General features: G+C 70.3%; 6 protein-coding genes. 2 read left to right on the forward strand and 4 right to left on the reverse strand.

Annotation, left to right across the window (positions count from 1 at the left end):
• Positions 1 to 31: 31 nt before the first annotated feature.
• A complete protein-coding gene (locus tag VGE49_RS05835) occupies positions 32 to 178 on the forward strand; it encodes a cation:dicarboxylate symporter family transporter (RefSeq protein ID WP_473964837.1) in 147 nt (48 codons plus the stop codon).
• A gap of 3 nt (positions 179 to 181) precedes the next feature.
• On the opposite strand, the gene VGE49_RS05840 is transcribed toward VGE49_RS05835, so the two are convergent.
• Complete coding sequence (locus VGE49_RS05840) at positions 182 to 580, reverse strand: IPTL-CTERM sorting domain-containing protein (RefSeq protein ID WP_331033622.1); 399 nt, start codon at positions 578 to 580, stop codon at positions 182 to 184.
• Positions 581 to 796: 216 nt separating this feature from the next.
• Here VGE49_RS05840 and VGE49_RS05845 point away from each other — a divergent pair, with 216 nt between their 5' ends.
• Positions 797 to 2,386: a hypothetical protein gene (locus tag VGE49_RS05845; RefSeq protein WP_331033623.1), complete on the forward strand. Its 1,590-nt coding sequence runs from the start codon at positions 797 to 799 to the stop codon at positions 2,384 to 2,386.
• Between the two features lie 10 nt (positions 2,387 to 2,396).
• Here VGE49_RS05845 and VGE49_RS05850 read toward each other — a convergent pair whose 3' ends face one another.
• The 3 genes from VGE49_RS05850 to VGE49_RS05860 form a co-directional block, all read right to left on the reverse strand.
• Positions 2,397 to 2,999: a hypothetical protein gene (locus VGE49_RS05850; RefSeq protein WP_331033624.1), complete on the reverse strand. Its 603-nt coding sequence runs from the start codon at positions 2,997 to 2,999 to the stop codon at positions 2,397 to 2,399.
• Positions 2,996 to 5,650, reverse strand: a complete 2,655-nt coding sequence (locus tag VGE49_RS05855) for a M14 family metallopeptidase (RefSeq protein ID WP_331033625.1) — start codon at positions 5,648 to 5,650, stop codon at positions 2,996 to 2,998. Before VGE49_RS05855 ends, VGE49_RS05850 begins: the two co-directional genes overlap by 4 nt.
• An 85-nt stretch (positions 5,651 to 5,735) precedes the next feature.
• On the reverse strand, positions 5,736 to 6,144 hold a 409-nt coding region (locus tag VGE49_RS05860; protein ID WP_331033626.1), incomplete at its 5' end, for a bacterial transcriptional activator domain-containing protein.

Here is a 6,144-nt window from a genome sequence, read left to right on the forward strand (position 1 = left end):
CAGCTTCTTCGCCTCCATCGCCCCCATCTGCATCGCCATGGGCGTGCCGCTGGAGATGCTGCCCCTGCTGCTGGCGGTCGAGGTCATCCCCGACATCTTCCGCACCCTGGGCAATGTCACCGCCGACATGGCCGTGACGCGCATGGTGCAGGGCGGCGAGGCGGCGGAGGCTGACTGACGACTAAGCCTGGGCTGGTCGCCGCCGCTGAAGGTGGAAGGCCGCGCCGCCGGCCAGCGACACGCCCAGCAGGATCATGGCCCACTCCGACATCGTCGGAACCGCCGCCGGCGGCTGAACCGCAACCAGATGCAGGGTGCTGTCCTTCTGGATGTTGTAGTCGGCCAGCGTGCGCCCTTCGTCGAGCTCTTTGCCGGCGAAGATCAGGCGTTGTTGATCCGGGGGGATGCCCTCCTTGTCCTGGATCTTCGCTTTCACGTCTTCGATCGTGTCATTGCCTTCGACATCGAGCGTGATCGTCTTTCCGGTCAGCGTCTTGACGAAGATCTGCATCGCGAAGGCGGGGTGGGCGAAGCCCACGCTCAGAAACAGCGCGATCAGCAGGGGGGCGAGTTTCCGCACTCTGAATTCCTCAGGCGCTGGCGTCCGGCCAGCGTTTCGCGCGTCTGCTATCGCAGTCCAAGCTTGGCGTCATGTTGAATTGACGGATAAAATTGCACGGTCGTGTCGATGGTGCTGGGCGACCGAGGTCGCCGCGCGGCTGATTGAACGCTGGTTGACCAAATTCCGCCATTAAGGCCAAGCTTCTTTCCTTCGGGGCGTTGGAGGGAAAACACCATGAGCATGAGACTGGCGGGCGCGTTCGCCGCCGTGGCGATGGCCTGCGGCGCGGCGGCGCCCGCCCTGGCCCAACAGGCCGCGACCATCGAAGCGCGCACCGCGCCGGGCGGCGTGGTCGTGACCTGGCGGCTGGCCGAGCCGACCACGCGGGTCGCCTTCTTCGCGACCAGCGTCATCCGCGACCTGTGGACCGTGACAACGCCGGGCCTGACGCTGAAGGACGGCGCGGTTGAGGGCGCCGAACCCTTCGACAGCTTCGAGATCCAGATCGCGCCCGACGCCGCCGAGGTGGACCGCATCTACATGAGTCTAACCCGCGTGGGGGCGGGTCACGTCCTCTATGGGCCGGGGCTGGAACTGCAGGGCATGGACGCCGTCCTGACCGCGCGCCCGGTCGCGGGGGAGGCGACCCTGCCGACGGGGGAGGCGGTCAAGGGCTATGTCTATCTGGGGCCGCAGGAGGCGGTGATGCGCCGCAACGGCGCCGTGGTCGTGACCAGCGCCTCCGCTCCGCCTGCGCTGACCGGGTTGTTGCGCGACGGCTATTTCGCGGCGCAAAAATTCTACGGCGCGCGGCTGGATCATGTCCTGCCGATCGAGCCGACGCTGATCATCTCGACAGACAGTCCTGGGCCGACGTCCTATCGCGGCGACGTGACCGATACGGGCGTCATCTCGCTGCGGTTCCACGGCGACATGTGGGCCTCGCCGCCGCCGGACGTGGCGGTCCCTTTGGGGACCTTCGTCTGGCATGAAGCCTTTCACCTGTGGAACGGCCACGGGGTGGAAACGACGGACGGCGATGCGGCCCCCTGGCTGCATGAGGGCGGGGCCGAATACGGCGCCCTGGTCGCCGCCGTCTCGACCGGGGTGATCGACGAAGCTCAGGCGCGGGCGTCGCTGACGCAGAGGCTGAACGGCTGCCGCAAGACGCTGGGCGACGCGGATTACGAGGCTCGAAAACTGAAGTCGGGTTCGTCCGTCTACAATTGCGGGGTGGTGGTTCAGTGGATCGCCGATCTGGAGACGCGCCGGGCGTCGGGCGGCGCGCGCGACGTCCTCGATCTGTGGAAGGCCCTTCTGGCCGCCGGACGCGCCGGGGACGGCTACGGCGTGGCGGACTTCCGCGCTCTGCTGGCGCCGGACAGCGCCGTCGCCGCCTTGATGGACGGACCGGGCGCCGCACGCTGGGCGGCCGTCGATGCGCGGCTGGCGGCGCTGGGGGTGAGGCTGGAGAACCGGCCGGCTCCGTCTGACTATCAGACAGCGGCCCTGTGGCACGTCGCCGAAGGGCTGTGCACCGGTTCCATCGGCTACTACACGAATGAGGACGGCATACGCCTCGACACGGGCGACCGCTGCGGCGTCCTGTCGGGCGATCCCAAGATCGCGTCGGTTGAGGCCCTCGATCCGATGACGGAGAGCGAGGCCATGTTCCGCGCGGTCCAGGCGCGCTGCGCGGAGTCCCTGCCGGTGCGCTATGAGACGCGCGAGGGCCGGGTGATCGAGGCGGCCTGCGACCGCCCGCTGACCGCGCCCACGGTTCTCGCCGTGACGGCGGCGCCGCCGCTGGCGACGCGAAGCTGAGCGGCCGTCGCTAACGCGCGGGCGTCAGGGCGAAGCTCAGCCGGACGACGGTCTGACCGCCGCCTTCGTCCAGGGCGGCGGCCGAGCCTGTGACCTGGCGGCGGCGATCGCATCGCAGCAGGGTCCAGGACGCGCAGGCCGGCTTGCCGGCCGCCGAGGGCCAGCGGGCGTAGGGCAGGCCTTTCGGCGGCGTGAGGGTCGCGCAGGGGCGCAGCAGGGCGCGCTCGATGGCGGATCGGACGCGCGGGTCGCGGGCCAGGTCGCGATCCATGACGAAGCGCAGGCACAGGTCCGTCTCGCGACAGTCCGGGCCGTCGGCGGGCCTCAGGATGGCGCAGCCGCGACGTCCGGCGACGAAGTCCGCAAGGGTCGCGGGCGAGCACAGGCCCGGGCTCGACAGGCGATAGGCTTCGTCGCCGAAGGCCGCGTAGACGCTTTCGCCCAGGGCGTCGCGCAGGACGGCCTCCGCCGCGGCGGCGCGGAAGGCGTCGCCATAGGGCGCCGGATCATAGCCGATCAGGGGCGGGCCCTTGGGGAAGGTCGAGCAGGCGCCGAGCAGGACGAGCGCCGCGACGGCGGCGGCGTTTCGTCCCCACCCGGCGCCGGGGATCACCGCCGATCCTCGCCGTTGCCGCCCGACGTATGCGCCGGGCCGCGGAAGACGGCGTTGAGGAAGAGCGGTTTCAGCCCTTCCAGGAAGGCGCGCATGGTCACGTCCTGGGTGAAGGCGACGACCTGGCCGCGACCCAGCTCCGAGGCCATGGCCACCGGCTTGTAGGCCAGCTGGCGACGGTTCTCGGCCCAGAGTTGGCCCGAGGCCAGCACGCTGTCCGGTCCGGCCAGACGCACCACATTGGTCCCCTGCTCGCGGGTCAGGGGCGTATAGATGTCCGAGCCGCGCACCATGACGCTGAGATCGCGCGCGACGCCGGCGCCCAGCCAGTGCTCCTGATCCACGACGGCGTGGGCCAGGACCCCGGCCACGGAATCGGGCGAGCCGTGGTGGTTGGTGCGGTCCAGATAGTCGGCCTCGGAGGGGATTTCGGTCCCCGGCGTCGTGGCGCCCGAACCCGTTTCCGGCTTGTCGCCCTCGGGGACGACGGCGGTCTCGCGACGGCTGTCCAGCAGCTTGGCGTCGGGGTCCGTCAGCAGGCGGCTGGCCGAGCCGACGCCGATCAGGACGCCGCCCGACTGGACCCAGGCGCGCAAGCTGGCGACGCCGTCCGCGCCGAGGATCTTCTCATAATTGCCGCCCGAGGGCAGGATCAGCACCTGATAGCGCGACAGGTCGGCTGAGCCGAGGCGGCGGGTGCGGACCGCCGTGACCGGCCAGCCGTATTCGCGCTCCAGCACATGACGGATGGAGCCGGCGGACTCGGCGTCGGTGGGGTCGTCCCAGGCCATGGCCACGCGCGGGGCCTTGATGCTGACGGCGTAGTCCGAACCGACGTTGGGGCCGCTGGACACCCAGGAGGTGGCCAGTGCCGTGACCTCGGCCCCGCTGGCGGCGGCGATGCGGCGCACGCGCTCGTCCAGGTCGGCGGGCGACCCGGCGCGCGGCACGATGAAGGCGCCGCCGGCATAGGCCTTGCCGTCCAGGGTGAAGGCCTCCTCGATCGAACGGATCGGCAGGTCTTCCTTCAGGGCGGCGGTCAGGAAGCGCATCCCCGCCGTGCCGGGATTGACCGCATAGCCGTAGGCGGCGTCGTTTCCGACCACCGCGACCGGGCGGATCAGTTCGGGGCCGACCGCCGTGGTCTGGACCGAGGGGACGCCCGCGCACTTCTGGGTCGGGACGTTGAACAGCAGGGGCATGGACCAGCCGGTCAGGTCATAGATTTCGTCGCCCAGACCGCGCGCCCGGCGGGCCTCCTGTTCGGCCACGAACTTCGGGTCCAGAGGCACCTCCTTGGCCAAGAGGACCTCGGCCATGCGGCGCTGGGGCTGGGACAGGTTCACCACGAAGTCGCCTGCGCGATAATTCTGGCCGCAGGCCGAGAAGGAGGCCGTGGCGCGCCCAACCTCGATGCCGGAGCGCACCAGCAGGCCCGCCAGCTTGTCGGCGGCGGCCGGATCGACGGCGGCGGAACGCGAGAGGACATAGGCGCCGCGTCCCGCCACCCCGTCGCGGTGGAAGGCGTAGAAATCGTTCAGCAGCTTCTCGCGGTCGCGGGCGGCGGTCTCGATGGTCGACAGGCTGGCGGTCAGGTGGCCCTTGACCGTGTCGGCGTAGGTGATGACCTCGCCGCTGCGGCGCAGCGCCATCAGGCCGCGCGACGACCCCTGCTCATAGGTCATGGAGACGGCGCCGAAATAGGCCGGCCAGCCGTCGCCATAGCCGGGATAGAAGGCGTCGTAGGTTTCACGGGTGAAATAGGCCAGACCGGCCTGGTCGAAGCGCGCGCCGTTGTTGCGGCCGAAGCGTTCGCGGGCGTCGAGGATCTGGGGGAAGATCCACGGGTTCAGCGGATTGGCTTCGGGCGGGAAGAAGAAGCTCGAGTCCGTGCCCATCTCGTGGGAATCGACCAGGACCTGGGGCCGCCAGTCGCGGATCAGGGCGGCGTGGCCCTGGGTTTCCGGCTGGGACTGGATGAACCAGTCGCGGTTCAGGTCGAACAGGTTGTGGTTATAGCGGCCCGAGGGCCAGGGCTCTGACCGTTCCGCCGACAGGGGATCGGGGTTGGGCTGGGCGCCCAGGCCGGCCTCGAAGGTGGTGATGAAGCGGTCGCGCCCGTCGGGGTTCTGGGTCGGCACGAAGACGACCACGGCGTTCTGCATCCAGCCCTGCGCCTCGGCGTCGGAGGCGTCCATCAGGCGACGCGCGGCGGCCATAGCGGCGTCGGCCGGGCTGATCTCGTTGCCATGCACCGAATAGGCCATCCAGACGATGACCGGGGTGTCGTTGATGAGGGCGCGGGCCTGCTCCGGCGAGGTGCGGCGCGGGTCGCCCAGGGCCCGCGTCGCGGCCTTGATCTGATCCAGCCGGGCGATGTTGGCGGGCGAGCCGACAGCGGCCCAGAACAGCGGGCGGCCTTCCCAGGTCGCGCCATACTCGCCCATGACCATGCGGTTGGGCGCCGAGGCGCGCAGGGCCTCGAAATAGCGGCGCACCTCGGCCGGGCGGGTGATGCGCGTGCCTGGCGCATGGCCTAGGACGGTCTCCTGCGTCGGGGGGCTCTGCTGGGCCATGACGGGCGTGGCCGCGGCGGCCAGAACCAGGCTGAGCGCGAGCAACGGACGCGTGGCGATACGGCGACGTGACATGAGATCTTCCCCCTACTGAGCGCCAGCTTAACCGCCGTTATGCACGGAAGGGAAGTCGGCGTGTCCGGCGCCGGGGCAGGGGAGGTCAGGCGCGCGCTTCAGGGGTGTGCGGGCGCGCCGACGGTTTGAGGGGCGCCCCAGCCGCCGGCCCGATCCGCATCCAGTCGGGAGTCGGGCCACCGCTGAACGCGACCCCGGCGGGTTGACCCGACGACAGCCTGATTGCGGCCGGCGCCCGTTGGGTCGAAAGCACAAGTTGCAGGGTCAGCCGCTTGGCCTCTTCATTCTCAGGCTGCAAGCGGACGACCTCGCGACAGGCTTTGAGCGCCGCGGCGTCGTCTCCCAGAGCTTGAAGCGACAGCGCCAGCTTCATCCAGGCGTTCTCGCCCCAGGGCTCGATCGCCACCGAGCGGGAGAACAGCGGCGCCGCTTCGGCGTGGTCGCCTCTCCTCGCCAGGAGGCGGCCGAGGCGGTAGAGCGTCAGCGCGTCGTCC

It is taken from the genome of Brevundimonas sp., assembly GCF_036405315.1.
Taxonomy (GTDB): Bacteria; Pseudomonadota; Alphaproteobacteria; order Caulobacterales; family Caulobacteraceae; genus Brevundimonas.